The 14,927-nt window shown below is 45.1% G+C and carries 10 protein-coding genes; 5 read left to right on the top strand and 5 right to left on the bottom strand.

Going from position 1 to position 14,927, the window contains the following annotated elements:
* Positions 1 to 61: 61 nt before the first annotated feature.
* Positions 62 to 442: a helix-turn-helix domain-containing protein gene (locus tag ACYCSE_RS06465; RefSeq protein WP_459701846.1), complete on the bottom strand. Its 381-nt coding sequence runs from the start codon at positions 440 to 442 to the stop codon at positions 62 to 64.
* Between the two features lie 256 nt (positions 443 to 698).
* Here ACYCSE_RS06465 and ACYCSE_RS06460 point away from each other — a divergent pair, with 256 nt between their 5' ends.
* Both ACYCSE_RS06460 and ACYCSE_RS06455 read left to right on the top strand, forming a co-directional pair.
* Positions 699 to 2,102: a DNA-binding protein gene (locus ACYCSE_RS06460; protein ID WP_459701845.1), complete on the top strand. Its 1,404-nt coding sequence runs from the start codon at positions 699 to 701 to the stop codon at positions 2,100 to 2,102.
* 245 nt (positions 2,103 to 2,347) lie between these two features.
* Positions 2,348 to 2,575: a Spo0E family sporulation regulatory protein-aspartic acid phosphatase gene (locus ACYCSE_RS06455; RefSeq protein ID WP_235306458.1), complete on the top strand. Its 228-nt coding sequence runs from the start codon at positions 2,348 to 2,350 to the stop codon at positions 2,573 to 2,575.
* A 234-nt stretch (positions 2,576 to 2,809) separates the two neighbouring features.
* On the opposite strand, the gene ACYCSE_RS06450 is transcribed toward ACYCSE_RS06455, so the two are convergent.
* Both ACYCSE_RS06450 and ACYCSE_RS06445 read right to left on the bottom strand, forming a co-directional pair.
* A complete protein-coding gene (locus ACYCSE_RS06450) occupies positions 2,810 to 3,625 on the bottom strand; it encodes a flagellar motor protein MotB (protein ID WP_061829964.1) in 816 nt (271 codons plus the stop codon).
* Positions 3,609 to 4,436: a flagellar motor protein gene (locus ACYCSE_RS06445; protein WP_235306457.1), complete on the bottom strand. Its 828-nt coding sequence runs from the start codon at positions 4,434 to 4,436 to the stop codon at positions 3,609 to 3,611. The genes ACYCSE_RS06450 and ACYCSE_RS06445 overlap by 17 nt, the downstream gene beginning before the upstream one ends.
* Positions 4,437 to 4,644: 208 nt before the next feature.
* Here ACYCSE_RS06445 and uvrB point away from each other — a divergent pair, with 208 nt between their 5' ends.
* The 3 genes from uvrB (at position 4,645) to ACYCSE_RS06430 (ending at position 11,295) form a co-directional block, all read left to right on the top strand.
* The gene (uvrB, locus tag ACYCSE_RS06440; protein WP_061829965.1) at positions 4,645 to 6,636 is read left to right on the top strand and encodes an excinuclease ABC subunit UvrB; all 1,992 of its coding nucleotides are present in this window, start codon (positions 4,645 to 4,647) and stop codon (positions 6,634 to 6,636) included.
* A gap of 172 nt (positions 6,637 to 6,808) precedes the next feature.
* Positions 6,809 to 9,670 (top strand): excinuclease ABC subunit UvrA, encoded by a 2,862-nt coding sequence (gene uvrA / locus ACYCSE_RS06435; protein ID WP_459701844.1) that lies wholly within the window; start codon positions 6,809 to 6,811, stop codon positions 9,668 to 9,670.
* A 413-nt stretch (positions 9,671 to 10,083) separates the two neighbouring features.
* On the top strand, positions 10,084 to 11,295 hold the full coding sequence (locus tag ACYCSE_RS06430) for a hypothetical protein (protein WP_336076742.1): 1,212 nt from the start codon (positions 10,084 to 10,086) through the stop codon (positions 11,293 to 11,295).
* 180 nt (positions 11,296 to 11,475) lie between these two features.
* Here the strand turns inward: ACYCSE_RS06430 and ACYCSE_RS06425 are convergent.
* Together ACYCSE_RS06425 and ACYCSE_RS06420 are read right to left on the bottom strand one after the other, a co-directional pair.
* Positions 11,476 to 12,839 (bottom strand): IS1182 family transposase gene (locus tag ACYCSE_RS06425; RefSeq protein ID WP_459701843.1). Its coding sequence is split into 2 segments (ribosomal slippage): positions 11,476 to 12,272 and positions 12,272 to 12,839, totalling 1,365 coding nucleotides; the frame shifts between segments, so codons are not numbered across the junction.
* 158 nt (positions 12,840 to 12,997) lie between these two features.
* Positions 12,998 to 14,623, bottom strand: coding sequence for a nitrite/sulfite reductase (locus tag ACYCSE_RS06420; protein WP_336076744.1), 1,626 nt, complete (start codon positions 14,621 to 14,623; stop codon positions 12,998 to 13,000).
* Positions 14,624 to 14,927 lie beyond the last annotated feature (304 nt).

Here is a 14,927-nt window from a genome sequence, read left to right as displayed (position 1 = left end):
TAGAGTAGGGAGATCACACAGCTCTTTTAATTTTTCGTACATGTTAATTGAGTGAAATTTACTATTCCTCATGTGTATCAGGGGTGTCGGAGTTACTCTCCAAAAGCTCGCTTTGTGAAGAAGTGAACAGTTCCTTCAATATCCGATAAGCTTTATTTTGTTCCGCTTCACTCTGCTGGGAAAGGATATGAATACAACCCCATATCCAGGGCTGACTTTTGAGTTCTTCATATGGATTATAGTCAAAAAGTGCGAATACGTTTGTGTTCAGTGCCTCGGCTATTTTCTCCAGTGTTTTGATCTGCACATTGACCTCACCGCGCTCCAACTTGCCGATATAGGAACCTGTTGAATCGGATGCTTCTGCTAACTGTTCTTGTGTAATACCACGCAATTTTCGAAATTGACGGATTTTCGTTCCTAATAGTTTCGTTGTTTCCATAGACACCCACACTCCTATAGTATGAGTGTAGACAAAGGTAGATTAAGCGTGGAGGTAATTAAATTGCCTTAATTATTCGATATTTAGTTCTTGTAAGAACTATTTTAATAAACATCAAATTCCATAATATAATAAAACAGTGTAGAAAAGGGGTTGACCGTCATCCAATTTATTCATATAATTTCTAGTATATTGTAATTGATTGTCGAGGAGGGTGATTTTTTAAAATCATCTGAATACGCCGGGGGTGTTTTTATTGGAAAATGCAACCACGATTCGTTCGGAAATTGAGAAAGAACTAAAACTTGGTGGCTACACTTTTAATAGTTTTGGACAAGCTACGGGTCTTAATCGGGGCATATTTAGTGCTATGCTTAATGGGAATCCGCCTAAACCTATCTCCGTAAGACAAATGGACTTGATTACTAAAGCGTTTAATTATCCAGAGGGCTGGTTGTATGACCTGTATGTGGATGAATGTTTTTATGATGGAAGACCACATTGGAAAAGGGTCAAGCCGTTCCTGATTCGTTGTGTTGAAGTAGGGAATCTGAGGTGTGTGGAGAAAGTGCTCTCACGCTTAATGGAAGATCTTAACCACATTCCAACAATCTTTGCTTTGGCAGAGGAGTTATACGAAGGTGGGAAGCTGCAAGAGGCAATTCCATTCTATGAATGTGTTATTGAAAATGAAAAGTACCAACATTCTGAGAGATTGGCAATCAGTCATTATAAATTATTTGTAGCTTCTGTGGGTCAAGATCTGGAGAAAAATTTGGAATCTGTTCTGAGATTTATTCCTTATCGCAATCGCCTACCAGAGAGTTATCAGCTAGATGGGCTTTTAAAAATTATCAATATATATTTTTATCTACATAAATGGGACAACGTAGAGAAGTATGGAGATGAGTTGTGTACTCTCGCCAAAACTGTTTATTTAAATCGATACGAAAATAATAATACTAAAAGACGTGTTAAGGACGAATTTAAAACAGAGAAAAATCTTGTTTTTTATTACGGATACGGATATTTATCTAAATCTACAGCTCTCCAAAAAATGGAGAAATTTGAGGAAGCACAATCTTATATTAAATATTACGCGGATTTAAGTTGGTTCAAAGGACTTAACTCAGAAGGCGAGCAATATGTAAAGATGTTCAGTCTTTGGGCAAAAGCAAACTCTTATACACTTGATATGCTTTTAGGAAAAAGAGATGTTTTAGTAGAATATATTTCTTTTCTCAATCAACATCCGGAAGAGAAATTATCTGGTCTTTTAACTATCTTGGAATCAGCTAACAAATATAACTTCTCGGTAGATTATGTACTTGAAAGTTTTTCAGCAGAGATTGATCAGTTCAAGTTTCTTGATGATGTAAAGAATAGAAACTATTATTGTTGTTTTTTATACCAAAGGGCAATTTATGAGTATAAAAGTAATAGCTTGGAGAAAGGAACAAACTATGTTCTGGACTGTCTTGCACTTTCATTAATTAGTCGGAATGATAGTGACTTTAAACAATGTGTTGCGTTGTTTGAGGTTTACAGAGAATTTGCTACTTATGAACAAACAAAGAGATACGAAAATATAATTAAGGAGGTGAATATCTATGAAAAAAGGTTATTTGGTGGTACTAGCCTTAGGTATTCTATTTTTTAGTATATTCCCTTTCTATAATCCAAGCAGTGTAGGAAGTTCTAATGAAATTATATTATTTAATCATGGCATGGGTTGAATAATTCATAGAACAGAATCACTGTTCTCGAAGCCAATTCCTATGGATTGGCTTTTTTGATTCATCCCGTTAAAGGGATGAATTGGGTTTTATTATATTTTTAACCTGTAGGGAAGGTATCAGCTTGTAAACTAATGTAAATACCACACCGAACAGGAGGTTTATTGATGTGAAATGGAAACAATTGGAGGAATGCATCGAAGAAAAGCGGAAGGAACTAAATGATTTGGCGAATGAGGTGGGATTGAAGGATCGGCGGGTGTTAATCAAGTCCATGGAGTTGGATCGACTCCTTAATAAATACAGTGACTGGAAATATAGCTATCGTAGACAACAGAGCATACCCCAAAGTTCACAAATGCAAGAGAAGCAACACGAGCTTGTCCTATCTTATTGATTTTCAAGTATCATGACAAGATACAACCTAACTTCACCAGGGCTTCTAATACATAGTGGGATATAGAATAAACAAAATAATCTCTATTGCATCTCGTACGCCGCTCTTATCCACGTTGTTCGTACGGTTTATGTTCTGTGTCTACTTCAGAGCGGAAGCCATGTATTAATGTAAATAGGCATCAAAAAAACCTCCCGATTCACGTTACTGCGTGACTCAGGAGGTTTTTGGGTTTTACTGTTGAAGCTGGCGTAATACGGTGATTTCGACACGGCGGTTTTTTTGTCGTCCAGCTTCGGTACTATTGTCACCAACCGGCCGGGTATCTGCATACCCCGCATACTGAAATCCTGAGGGTGAAAGTTGCTCTCTGTCGAGAAAGAATCGGAGTACTGATAGTGCCCGTGCGCCAGAAAGCTCCCAGTTGTCCTTATACGTCGATGAGTTCGAGGAGCGTGTGAACGGAATGTTGTCCGTATGGCCCTCAATGCTAATCGGTGTTTTCAAATCTCGAAACAGACTGGCCAACTTAGATAGCGTGTTGGCAGAGCCTTGCTTGAGTGCTGCTCTACCTTGATCGAATAAAAAGCGGTCATTTAGCGTAATGACAATACCACGCGGCTGATCTGACACGAAAATCTGGTTTTCCAGTTTGTTGTCCGTAATATATTCTTGAATGACACCCATTAGATTTTGCAGCTCTTTTTCCTGCGTGCGGAATGCTTGTTCACGTTCGGTGAGCTTTGTCGATCCAGCTTCCTTTTTATCGGCTGGTGGTTGCTTGGTCGTGGGTGGATTCTTGCTGGTGTAACGATCGGCAGTACCTGTAATGCCCGAGCCTTGCTCCAAAATAGAATCTCCCTTGTGGAACGTATCCTGGAGGGATTGAACAACGACATCGTATTTTTTAGCATCCAGACTACTCATGGCATACATCACAACGAAAAATATGAGCAGCAGGGTGATCAGATCGGCATAGGTAATCATCCAGCGGTCACGATGGTCTCCGCCGCCTCCTTGACCCCCACGGCGCTTACCGCGCGCTCTCATGGAAGTCCTCCTTTGGAGAAGCGTCATCTGTGCGTGAGCGACGAGGCGGTTTGTGATCTATATTTTGCTCTGAGCGGATAAAGAACTCCAACTTTTTGCGTACAAGCTTTGGATTCTCTCCGTTTTGGATGGCCAGAATTCCTTGCAGCAGCAAGTCCATAGTGATAATTTCACTCTCACTGGCTGCTCTTATTTTGGATGCGATGGGCAGGAAGATCAGATTGGCGCTAGCAACGCCATATAGTGTTGCGATAAAAGCAACAGCAATGGACGGACCAAGCGCAGTAGGCTCGGTCAGGCTGCCCAGTACATGGATCAGGCCCATGACAGTACCGATAATCCCCATCGTAGGGGCATAACCGCCTGCGGATTCAAATATTTTGGCGTATCCTTCATGTTTGTGTTCAATGGCATCTAACTCAAGCTCTAAAATCTGTTTGATCTGCTCCTGCTCGGTGCCGTCGATGACCAACTGAAGACCTTCACGCAAAAATGCATTCGGATGCTCTGATGAAGTACGCTCTAGCGCAAGCACACCGGATCGGCGTGAGGTGGTAGCCATGGAAACCAAATCTTCTATATATTGCTTCGTAGGATTGTCCTCACGGCTAAATGCCATCCGTAGGGCGGTGGGGATCGTCTTCAGCTTGGAAGCTGGGTAGCTGATCACAACTGCGGCGAAAGTTCCCCCAAATACAATGAGAGCCGATGTACCTTGAAGCAGCCCTGTAAATTCGCCGCCTTCCCATAAGAAGCCACCGATTAATGCTATGATTCCGGCGATGATGCCCAATACGATGGTGATATCCAAAATTTAATTCACTCCTATTCAAGACTTATCGTTTGCATCCACGGTAAGAAAGAGGTATAATACGGGAACAAACATTCTTATCCAACCATATTTCCCAAGTATCATTGCTCGGGAAATATCGACATAGAGTTACAGGTAAAGACGTTAAAGCTCGACTGGTGTAAAATCATGATGTTTCCATTTTAGACGATAAGGGTGATGCAGGGCAATGAGTGATATCGTTGTTAGCGATAAGACTTTTGAAATTCAGTCGGAATTCCAACCTCAAGGCGATCAGCCTCAGGCCATTTTTGAATTGGTAGAGGGAATTGCAGAAGGAAAGAAGCATCAAACGCTATTGGGTGCTACGGGAACAGGTAAGACGTTTACCATCGCACAGACCATTGCCAAGTTGAATCGGCCTACGCTGGTTATTGCACATAATAAGACTTTGGCTGCTCAACTGGCGAGTGAGTTTAAAGAGTTTTTTCCGAATAACTCAGTCGATTATTTTGTCAGCTACTATGATTACTATCAACCGGAAGCATACATTCCGTCTTCCGATACGTATATTGAGAAGGATTCCAGCATCAATGAGGAGATTGATAAACTTCGCCACTCAGCGACAAGCTCTCTGTTTGAGCGTCGTGACGTTATTATTGTAGCGAGTGTCTCCTGCATTTATGGTTTGGGTTCCCCGAAAGAATATTCAAGCCTGCTGCTTTCGCTTAGAGTCGGCATGGAGAAACCCCGCAATCAGATTTTGTCCCGCTTGGTCGATATTCAATATCAGCGGAACGATATCAACTTCGTGCGGGGTACTTTCCGTGTACGGGGGGATGTTGTCGAGATATTCCCGGCTTCCCACGGGGAACACGCTATACGTGTAGAACTGTTCGGGGATGAAATTGAACGAATTACCGAGATTAATGTGCTTACGGGTGAATTGATCGGTGAACGTGATCATATTGCCATTTTCCCGGCATCTCACTTCGTTACTCATGAGGATACAATGAAGGTAGCATTGGTCAACATTGAACGTGAGCTTGAAGAGCGATTAGCGGAGTTGAAGGAGCAAGGGAAGCTGTTAGAGGCGCAACGTTTGGAACAACGTACCCGCTATGATATCGAGATGATGAAAGAGGTTGGTTTTTGTTCGGGCGTCGAGAATTATTCAGGTCCACTGACATTCCGCGAGCGAGGTGCGACACCATATACACTGATGGATTATTTCCCGGATGATATGCTGATCGTCATTGACGAGTCCCATGTTACGTTGCCGCAGATTCGTGCCATGTATAACGGTGACCAAGCACGTAAGAATGTACTGGTAGAACATGGTTTCCGTCTACCATCCGCATTGGATAATCGCCCGTTGAAGTTTGAAGAGTTCGAGGACAAGGTAAGTCAGATCATCTATGTATCGGCTACTCCAGGACCCTATGAGATGGAGAAATGCGAAACGATGGTACAGCAGATTATTCGTCCTACCGGGCTTCTTGATCCGATTATTGAGGTGCGTCCGAGCAAGGGGCAGATTGACGATCTCATTAGTGAGATACGGCTTCGCATAGAACGTGAAGAACGGGTACTGGTGACCACACTTACGAAGAAGATGTCTGAAGATTTGACTGACTATTTAAAAGAAGTAGGCATCAAGGTTCGGTATATGCACTCCGAAATTAAGACGTTGGAGCGGATGGCTATTTTGCGGGATCTTCGTCTAGGGACCTTCGATGTATTGATCGGGATCAACCTATTGCGGGAAGGTCTCGATTTGCCGGAAGTATCTCTGGTCGCGATTTTGGATGCGGACAAAGAAGGCTTCCTGCGTTCTGAGCGCTCTTTGATTCAGACGATCGGACGGGCAGCACGGAACAGTGACGGTCGTGTTATTATGTACGGCGATAAGATTACCGATTCTATGGATAAAGCGATAAAGGAAACGGAACGTCGTCGTGCGATCCAAATTCAGTACAATGAAGAACATGGGATTACCCCGCAAACCATCCGTAAAAAGATTCGTGATGTTATTGAAGCAACCAAGGTGGCAGAGTCTAAGAATGATTACCTTCCTAATGAGACGGGTAAACTTTCCAAGAAGGAGCGTCAATCACTCATTCAGCGTCTGGAAGCAGAGATGAAAGACGCCGCCAAGAACCTACAGTTCGAGCGGGCAGCCGAGCTGCGTGACGCTTTGCTGGAGTTACGAGCTGATTAAACATTGAGAATAAGCTAGAAGCAAAACATATGAAAATAAAATGTTTGATTGCTTTGCTTTTAAAAATAGTGAGGGCGGCCTATGTGGTCGTTCTCTTTGCGATATATCACTTCCATGGGATAATCCAATGCGATATAGCATGACGTGAACTACGGCTAAGGAGATGAAACATTTGGCGAATGAAAGCATCATCATCAAAGGCGCACGCGCGCATAATCTCAAAAATATTGACGTGACGATTCCACGGGACAAGTTCGTCGTCCTGACAGGGCTTAGCGGCTCAGGTAAATCGTCGCTGGCTTTCGATACGATCTATGCGGAAGGGCAACGGCGGTATGTGGAATCTTTATCTGCGTATGCCCGTCAATTCCTCGGACAAATGGAGAAACCAGACGTTGATTCGATTGACGGTCTGTCTCCTGCCATTTCCATTGACCAGAAAACAACAAGTCGGAATCCGCGTTCTACTGTCGGAACGGTTACCGAAATCTATGACTACCTGCGGTTGCTGTTTGCTCGGGTGGGTCATCCTCATTGTCCTGAACATGGCATTGAAATTACTTCACAGACCGTTGAACAGATGGTAGACCGCATTTTGCAGTATCCTGAAAAGACAAGACTTCAGATTCTGGCTCCATTGGTATCCGGCCGCAAAGGTGAACATAAAACACTGTTTACGGATATAGCCAAGCAGGGCTTTGTACGGGTACGTGTGAATGGAGAACTACGTGAATTATCTGAGAAGATTGAGCTGGAAAAGAACAAGAAGCACTCGATTGAAGTGGTCGTAGACCGCATCGTAGTTAAAGAAGATGTGCGTGCGCGTCTGTCTGACTCTATTGAGACGGCACTGAATCTTTCAGGTGGGCAGTTGCTTGTAGACATTATGGGGCAAGAGGAGTTGCGTTTCAGCTCCAACTTTGCATGTCCTATTTGTGGATTCAGCATAGATGAACTGTCTCCAAGAATGTTTTCCTTTAATAGTCCGTTTGGCGCTTGTCCAGATTGTGATGGGATAGGAGTTAAAATGGTAGTTGATCCTGATCTGCTCATTCCCGATCCTGAAAAAAGTGTGGAGGATGGGGCGTTTCAGGCTTGGAGTGGTGGAACTTCCACTTATTATCCTCAATTTTTACAGTCAGTATGCGAGCACTACGGTATTCCGCAGGACATTCCTGTTAGTCAATTGACGACAGAACAAATGAACCTCATTTTACATGGAACGGGAGAGCAGAAGATCCGTTTCCGCTATGAGAATGATTTTGGTCAACGTAAGGAAGCCTATGTGACCTTTGAGGGGATTATCCCCAATCTGGAGCGTCGTTATCGTGATACGGCTTCTGAAGGTATACGTGAATTTATTGAAGGCTTTATGAGTGCAAAGCCATGTAACACCTGTAAGGGACACCGACTGAAAAAAGAAAGTCTGTCGGTAACCATTCAAGAGCGTAATATAGCTTTTGTGACAGCTTTGTCTATCGGTGAAGCCTCAAATTTTTTCCATACACTGGAGCTGAGTGAGAAGGAGAAGTCGATTGCCAATCTCATTTTAAAAGAAATTAACAGCCGTCTGGGATTCCTCGTTAACGTTGGTCTGGAATACCTGACTTTAAGCCGTGCGGCAGGCACGTTGTCAGGCGGTGAAGCACAGCGTATCCGGCTGGCGACACAGATCGGGTCCAGTCTGATGGGTGTGCTTTATATTTTGGACGAGCCTAGTATCGGGCTGCATCAGCGAGATAATGACCGTCTAATTAGTGCTTTGGAGCATATGCGGAACCTCGGCAATACGTTGATTGTGGTGGAGCATGACGAAGATACGATGATGGCGGCGGACTATATCATTGATATTGGGCCAGGGGCTGGAATCCATGGTGGGATGATCATGTCGCAGGGGACTCCGCAGGAAGTTATGGAAGACCCGAATTCCTTAACCGGGCAGTATTTGAGCGGTCGCAAGTTCATTCCGGTCAATACCGAGCGGCGCAAGCCTGCTGATAAGTGGCTGGAGATTCGCGGAGCCAAGGAGAACAATCTCAAAAATGTGAATGTCAAAATTCCGTTGGGTGTTTTCTCAGCTGTTACTGGTGTATCCGGCTCTGGAAAATCGACACTGGTCAACGAAATTTTGTACAAAACGTTAGCGCGTGATCTAAACCGGGCGAGAGTACGTCCAGGGCAGCATAAAGAAATTCGCGGACTAGAACATATCGAAAAGGTTGTTGAGATCGATCAATCGCCAATTGGCCGTACACCGCGTTCCAATCCTGCAACGTATACTGGTGTATTTGATGATATCCGTGATTTATTCTCGCAGACGAACGAGGCCAAAGTACGAGGCTACAAGAAAGGCCGCTTTAGCTTTAACGTTAAGGGAGGCCGTTGTGAAGCTTGTAGAGGCGACGGTATCATCAAGATTGAGATGCATTTTCTGCCGGATGTGTATGTTCCATGCGAAGTGTGCAAAGGCAAGCGTTATAACCGGGAGACCCTGGAGGTTAAATACAAAGGGAAAAGTATTGCCGATGTGCTGGAGATGACGGTTGAGGATGCAACGGAGTTTTTTGAAAATATTCCGAAGATTCATCGCAAGATCCAGACGCTGATGGATGTAGGATTGGGGTATATCAAGCTGGGTCAGCCTGCGACTACCTTGTCTGGCGGTGAAGCACAGCGCGTGAAGCTGGCCTCCGAATTGTATCGTCGTAGCACAGGCAAAACCATTTATATTTTGGACGAGCCGACAACCGGTCTGCATGTTCACGATATTGACCGATTATTGACGGTGCTGCATCGTTTGGTTGATTCAGGAGAGACGGTGCTGGTTATTGAGCATAATCTGGATGTGATTAAAACAGCCGATTATCTGATTGATTTGGGACCGGAAGGCGGAAGCGGCGGTGGAACGATCTTGGCTACCGGGACACCAGAGCAACTCGTGAGAGTCGAAGAATCCTATACAGGTCGATACTTAAAGCCGATCCTTGAACGGGATACCCAGCGTAGTCAAGCGCTTCAGACAGTCGATCTATAGATACCATTTAACGTACGATTTAAAAACCCTGCACAGGCAGGAAGGCAGAATACGAACTAGTGTATTGATGCCTTCCTGCCTGTGCAGGGTTTTATTTTTTTTGTAAAAAAAGAAAACTTTTATCAAATTCCTGCGTTAAAGCATGTGACACATAGTTTACCAAGCGCTGGAATAATAAATCTATACGTATATTCATCGACAGAAAGTCTCTGAGTAGTCTCTAAATTTTGGAGTTTTGGATGTTTAGGCTCGGGCTTGAAGAGGTAAATATATAATTTATGATTACTTAGCATCATACGGAGTTCCTTGCCCGCGTGACAACCATTACAAGTTGAAGCGAAACCGTCTGTAGTTTTATCACATCTAAGGTTCATACAACATCTTTGAGGAAGTCATGAAGGGAGCTGGAACGCTTGAAGATTAAGCAAAGTAGAGTTTTACGTACACGTGTATATTCATGGGCAGCAGGAGCTGCTTTGGCGGCATGTTTGATGGGTTATAGTGCTGCACCGTCCTATGCCTCCGAGGTGTCTGAAGCGTTTGCGCCCAAACAAGCCGAAATCGAAACAAGTGCAGCAATTGGCAGTATTAAGGATTTAGAAAACGCTCATGATTACATTCAACCCGCAGCGAATGGTGGGTTTTTAATGCTGAACGTCGAGGACGATACAGAAGCAAGTGTAGTACACGTCACATATGGCAAGCTGGACAGTTCTGTGGAGGCTGTATGGAAACATCAGCAGGACCTGAACGTACAGCCCGGGACAAGCAGCAGGGGAGTCCAGCGGGAGACGCCGGATAGGGGCTTGCTGTTTCTGATTGATTATACAAAACCGAACGGAATACGAGAGTTGCAGGCTTCCCGATTGGACGAGGATGGAAACACCTTGTGGTCCAAAACATTACCCACAGATGGCTTGATATCTCATGGGCAGGATTCTCAGGTTGGTTTGGAGACACTGGAGGATGGCAGTTTCCTGGTCTCCTATCTAAACCTTGCGGAGCAGTCCTTCACTGTACTCAAATACACTGAAACTGGCGATCTACAATGGAATCGAACGACGGCCGGAGTGACCTCGGGTTGGCTGGTCGGCAGTCACAATGGGTATTATGCGCTTTTGAACAGCTCAGATGGTCCCGTTGGGGTACAAGCAGATGTATATGGTCGCGATATTCGTGACATCCATCTGGACTTAGGATCAGGTAAAGAAATTGCCGCAGTACGTGAGTTGCCGAGCGGTCATATTGCTGTAACAGGGCTTAAAGGAAACAGCAAGCGTACACAGGTGCTTAGTAATGGTCTACAATTATTTAGTAATACAGAGGACTATGCGGCTGACCGGGTGTATCTGCCTGAGGAGCAGTTGTATGTCCAGTTCAGTGATCAATATGATCCACTGGGTAAAACCACGAAGATGCATGGCATCACCATTACAGGCCTGAAAGGAAACGGTACGAAGGTGTGGGAAACGAGGACTCATTATAAGGAGGATAATTCCTTCGGCATCCGATACGATACGGGATTGATATACAAGATACCTTCAGGCTACGTGGTGGTGACATCTACAACAGGAGCTCATAAGCCAACAGTACTGGATTTTGCGAAAATATTGATACCGGAGTAATCCGGTGTCTTTTTTTGTGGAATTGAGGGAAACGATATTGCGAGGTTGTATGACGATAAGAAACAGCCTGCTTGTATATGTAATACAAGCAGGCTCAGATTGTCGAGAAACCCCGTCTTTTGAGACGTGGGTTTCTTTTTCTTTACATCATAAGGCTCTGGTCTCTGGAGAAACAGGGGGTTACCCCTGTTTCTTCAGGCGATCCAGGTGAATCGCCATCTTCTTCATGTTCTGCACGGCTGCCGTCATAAGGGCTTGTTCCCTGACATTTGGAAGACCGCGCAAACGGCAATAGCGAAACCCATGGAGCTCTTTGGCATCCGCGAAGCTTCGCTCAATCGTCTCTTTTCGTTTGCGGTACAGCCGTTTCCCGGATGGGCTTAGCCGGTTGCTCCGTACCCACTCTTTGCTGTCTTCCCAGACATGCCGAGTCACCACTTTGCGGTGGTTTCGAGACTGGGTACACTGGTCTAGCAGTGGGCAATGCTGGCACTGAGCTGGGTCAGAGGTATACTGCCGGTATCCCTTACGGTCCGTCGTTCGGTAGGGCAGTTCCTGTTGGGCTGGGCATCTATACACATTGCGTTTGGCATCGTATTCAAACTTCCATTTCGGAAACAGCCCTTGTCTGGGATGGAATCTTCGGTGAGCAATCACGGCAAAAATCTTTCGGTTTTGCAAACCTCGGCAAATCGGCGTCGTTAAATAACCTGAATCTAGCGCAACAGCTTCTACTTGAAAACCAAAGCGTCGTTCTCTTTGTCGATCCAAACGGGACAAATAGGGGACAGAATCATGTACATTCCCCGGCGTCACATGCACATCCGTAATCAGATTGTACTTCATATCCACTGTGCGGTGGTCCAGATAGAAGAAGCCTTCAGGCTTGCCATCACGGATCATATAGCCGCTGTCTGGGTCTGTTTTGCTCACTTTAATTTCTTTTTCTTCGTTCACTTCCTCTCGGGATTTTAAGGCTTTTTTCCGTGGCTTTTCCGGTCCTCCTTCACCGCTTCGTTAAGCTCGTCCATATAGTCTTTGGTATTCTGCAACACTTGTTCTTTGGTGTACTGGTGTCTGTTAGCATTGGCTTTGACGTGTGTGGAATCGGTGACGAGAACACGCCCACCCACCATTCGGTGAGAGATCGCCTGCAGCACAATTTCATCGAAGATATCTTGAAAGATCGTGGTGTCTTTAAAGCGAGTGCGACGATTCCAGCTAATCGTCGTATGGTCTGGAACCTTATCCGTTAAGCCCAGCCCCAGGAACCAGCGATAAGCCAGGTTCGTCTGAATTTCACGCTCGAGTTGTCGTTCTGAGCGAATGCCATAGAAATAACCGAGAAAGATCATTTTAAACAACACGGTAGGATCAATGGCAGGACGCCCGTTGTCTGCACAATACAGCGGGCTTACCTTCTCATGAATAAAGGAGAAGTCTATATATGTATCCACTTTACGAAGCAGATGATCTTGTGGTACCAGTTCTTCCAGAGAAACCAATTCAAAAGATTGTTGTTGGTCTCGATGAGGTCGCAGCATATCAACACCGTCCGTTCTACAATAGTTACCTATATTATACAACATTAGCGCGGTGTCGTCTTAAATAAAATGAACATAAAAAAAGCTGTCGAGACTTTCTCGACAGCCTGAGCCTGCTTGTATATGTGATACAAGCAGGCTGTTAATAGACTCTATATTTAGGATGCAACGTGGCCGGATTGTAAAATGGCAGACAGCTTTTCCTGGAAAGTCGGAATACCTACACGCTGTACATATGCGTAAAAGCTTTCGCCAGCGCTCCTGTTTTCTTTGTAGAACAGAATGAGCTCTGCCAGTACAGGTCCAACCTGATCCCCGCGTACGCGACCTTTGAGCGCCTTGTTAAACTGGGCGCCTGCTCCAAGCGCTCCGCCGACAGCGATGTCGAACGCGTCGACCAAGCCCTCCGGTGTCTTAATAAGCGAGCCTTGCAGACCAATGTCCGCAATATGCTTTTGACCGCAGGAATTCGGGCAACCGATAAAATGAATGCGCACCTTTTCATCCAATTGTACGTGCTGATCCAAATACTCGGCAACGTCAACCGCCCGTTTTTTGGTTTCCACAATCGCCAGATTGCAAAACTCATTTCCTGTGCACGATACTGTACGGCTCATAAAATGCTTGGGCTGTGGTGTCAGGCGTTGCAGCACGGGGGCTTCAAGTAGTTCATCCACTTGCTCATCCGGCACGCCGCTTAGCAAAATATTTTGCGACATCGTGGTACGAATCTGACCATCGCCATAGCGGTCAGCCAGGTCGGCCAGTTCGTGCAACTCATCAGCACTAAGGCGACCGACAGGCACGTTCAGACCGACATAGTTCAGACCTTTTTGAGCTTGAGGATGCACACCGTCAAAATAGGCGGCTTGCCAGCCAATCGTTTTGTCCTCGCCTCGTCCGGGCATTTCACCGATGTACTCGGTGAGCTTAGCCAGAAATTTGTCTGGGCCCCAATCGGCAACGAGGAATTTCAAGCGGGCATGGTGCCGTTTTTCCCGATAGCCGTAATCACGGAAAATGGTGGTGACAGCAATAGCAACCTTCAGTACTTCCTCAGGACGAACAAACAAATCCAGCGACTGTGCCATATGCGGCTTGGCGGACAAGCCTCCACCAACCATCACATGGAAGCCGATCACTTCTTTTCCGTCGAGGATCTTGGTGGCCGGAGTGAAGGACAGGTCGTTAATTTCAGCCTGTGCATTGTTGTACGTATTACCGGAGATAGACATTTTGTACTTGCGCGGCAGGTTGGAGAAGTCTCGATTCAATAAGAAAAATCGGTTCACTTCATCTACAATCTCCTGGGTGTCGACCAATTCATTGGGATCGATGCCAGCCAGCGGATTACCAACAATGGTACGCGGGCAGTCTCCACAGGCTTCAAAGGAATACAAATTGACTTTTTCCAGTCTTTCGAAAATATCGGGCAAGCTTTCGACCGTCAGCCAGTGAAATTGAATCGCCTGGCGAGTGGTGACATCCACAAGACCGCGTCCATATAGCGCGGATATGTCCGCCAAGGCATGTGCCTGTGCTGAAGTCATGATTCCTGTGTTGATGCGGACTCGCATCATGAAATGGCCATCCTTGGGCTTTTGCTGATATACCCCAGCCCATTTGAAACGGTCCATATCGTCCGCAGAGATCGAGTCATAGCCTTCGTTGGCATAGTTTTCGATAATGGTACGGATAACGTCGAGACCGTCCTTTTCCAGCTTGACTAACTCGAATTTGTTAAGCTTATCGGGATGAGCGTTCCAGATTGGTTCGTAGGCCATTCTTTTAACCTCCTGTAAGTGCTTATTTATACTTTAGTGTTTTGGATAGAGGATTCATGATTTTATTCTTTATTTCCGACAATAAAACTAAGATATAATGTGATGGTATCATAGTTGGTTATGCCCGTAAACGAAGGAATGACCTAAACGGTATAACGATTATTTATCGTTTTTGCTTATTTTTTTGATATAAGGATTTGGAAAATTTATAATATAAATAGCATGAGAGGACAGGGATGTAGCAAACGTCGCCTTTTAGAAAAAGATAGGGCTTAAAGCGATTGTATACGTGTCCCCTCTATGG

It is taken from the genome of Paenibacillus sp. SEL1 (assembly GCF_054602535.1).
Note: the sequence above shows the minus strand (reverse complement) of the source record. Positions and strands in the feature narration are given on the sequence as shown.